Origin of the sequence: Serratia sp. HMSC15F11 (assembly GCF_001808215.1) — a bacterium.
GTDB classification, from domain to species: Bacteria; Pseudomonadota; Gammaproteobacteria; order Enterobacterales; family Enterobacteriaceae; genus Serratia; species Serratia nevei.
This window is the reverse complement of the sequence record NZ_KV792469.1, coordinates 1-1469: the sequence shown is the minus strand read 5'-3', so window position 1 is coordinate 1469 and position 1469 is coordinate 1. Positions and strand designations below refer to the sequence as shown.

General features: G+C 57.1%; 2 protein-coding genes. One reads left to right on the top strand and one right to left on the bottom strand.

All coding sequences use genetic code 11. The features are described from left to right. The first annotated feature begins 91 nt into the window (after positions 1–91). Positions 92–559 (top strand): helix-turn-helix domain-containing protein, encoded by a 468-nt coding sequence (locus HMPREF3138_RS15545; RefSeq protein WP_070559148.1) that lies wholly within the window; start codon positions 92–94, stop codon positions 557–559. Positions 560–1204: 645 nt separating this feature from the next. Here HMPREF3138_RS15545 and HMPREF3138_RS26740 read toward each other — a convergent pair. Next, the coding region (locus tag HMPREF3138_RS26740) for a hypothetical protein (protein ID WP_168166344.1) at positions 1205–1469 on the bottom strand (265 nt) is incomplete at its 5' end.

The following is a 1469-nucleotide window of genomic DNA, read 5'->3' as shown; positions in this document are numbered from 1 at the left end:
CGCACAAACGCCGTGTCCCCCCCAAAAACCCCCGCCATTTTCAGCGCGTGACGTTTCAATACAGGAGAGAAACCAACCGGAGCAGGACACCATGAAGAAATACACCACCGAGCAGAAAGCCCAGGCGCTCAGACTACTGGAGCAGGACGGCGCAACCGCAGCCACCGTCGCACGCACCATGGGGATCCCACCCCGCACCGTCAGAGATTGGGCGAAAGCCCGCACCGACGCACCCAGCAACGTCCTCAGCATCGAGGAGATGCGCGAACGCGCACAGCGAGCCGTCGAGGCCACCCCACAGGCAGCGATCCGACGCCTAAAAAACCACTTTGTACAGCGCCAGTTTGAGCTGCTACAGCGCCACGCCACCGACCTGCAAGCCCTCCGCACAGCTTCGCTACAGGCCATGCTGGAGAAGGACGCCACCATGGTCAAAGCGATCAGCGGCCTTATGACATCCCTACTCAAGACGCAGGAACGCGAGCGCGTCATCTACGAGATCAAGCCAGGCACCGAGGCCGACATCATGCGCGAGGGCATGAATCGCCAACAGAGCTGAAAACGGCGGGAAAACCGCCTTTTACCGCCGCTTTACCGCCGCAGAAAACCCGGGAGCCCGCGAAATACGCGGATCCGCACGTTAACGAGTTGTTACCGCTCGCGTGCGCGAGGGCAAGCCCTCACGCAGAACCAACAGACGACCACCCAGCGCGAGGCGAAAGCCTCGTGCCCTCAGCGCCACCCAAACCTCCGATCCCCCTCAGAACCACTACCACCGACCATCCCGGCACGACGAACCCATCCACCGATCTAATAAGACAAGCAAAGTGCATCCGGCAGGGTGCAGCTGCGGCGCGTCGATTCCAAGATGATCCACCCGTTCCACCCGATCCGGCATAGATTCATAAATAGTAAAAAAAACAACTAATTGTTCAATTAGTGAGCATTTACCCCCTATTTACCCAATTTATTCATTTTTTGTTTTTAATTAGAAAATAGGGTGGAACGGGTGGAACACAACAATGAAAGCCTTTAAACACGAGGCCTTAGCTGTTCCATCCACGGGCGGAACACGGGTGGAACGGGTGGAACACCCGGGTGGAACAGGTGGTACAAAAACGGCGTGATGATCCACCCGTGATCCACCCGGGTGGAACAATAAAAAAGGGGAGCATATAGCTCCCCTCTTACGGAAAAGTAACCCTTACACGACAGCTTGCGTTCGACGGAAGTAGCCACGAACTAACGCACCGTTTATGCGCTTCCTGCCAACCTCATAGCCCAATCGGGACATGATAGCCGCCATGCGCTGATGCTGCTTGTTGCTGGTATGGCCAATCATGAGCCCTACCTGAGAGAACAAGGCCTTCGTCGGCACGAAAGCAGTCGGGTCGCAGTCGTCAACGTCCAGCTTGAGCAGCTCGGCGATCTCGTCTTCCCACGGATCCTCGACGCGGAACTCGTCATGC